Source organism: Mesorhizobium sp. M1A.F.Ca.ET.072.01.1.1, assembly GCF_004023325.1.
Taxonomy (GTDB): Bacteria; Pseudomonadota; Alphaproteobacteria; order Rhizobiales; family Rhizobiaceae; genus Mesorhizobium.
Genome location: NZ_RZSF01000772.1, coordinates 1 through 409, shown reverse-complemented (window position 1 = coordinate 409; position 409 = coordinate 1). Strand labels below are relative to the sequence as shown.

1 protein-coding gene is annotated in these 409 nt (G+C 60.1%); it reads right to left on the bottom strand.

The genetic code is table 11. The features are described 5' to 3' along the window. On the bottom strand, positions 1–387 hold a 387-nt coding region (locus EOA32_RS37955), incomplete at its 3' end, for an ABC transporter permease (protein ID WP_145971545.1). Between the last annotated feature and the right edge of the window lie 22 nt (positions 388–409).

The following is a 409-nucleotide window of genomic DNA, read 5'->3' as shown; positions in this document are numbered from 1 at the left end:
GTCTTTGTAGATCGCCGCGACAATGCCGAGGACGAACGATAGCGGTATCAGCAGGAGCAGCGAGGTGACCGTCAGCACCATGGTGTTGACGGCTCTAGGCCCGATCGCTTCCCAGACCGGCCGGCCCGATGGGATTGATCGTCCAAAGTCGCCAGTGAGGGCGCCTTCGATCCAGCTGAAATATTGCACGACCGCAGGCCGATCCATGCCGAACTCGCGCCTGAGCGCCTCGACAGCGGAGGGGTCGGCCTTGGCGCCGAGTGCCGCGCGGGCGGGATCTCCCGGCAGATATTGAGTCGCGGTGAAGACAACGACCGAGACAGCAAATAGCGTGACGAAAGCCAGGACTATTCTTGTCAGCAGAAGCTGAAGCCATGGCTTGTTCAAGGGCTATCACTCTTCATATGAG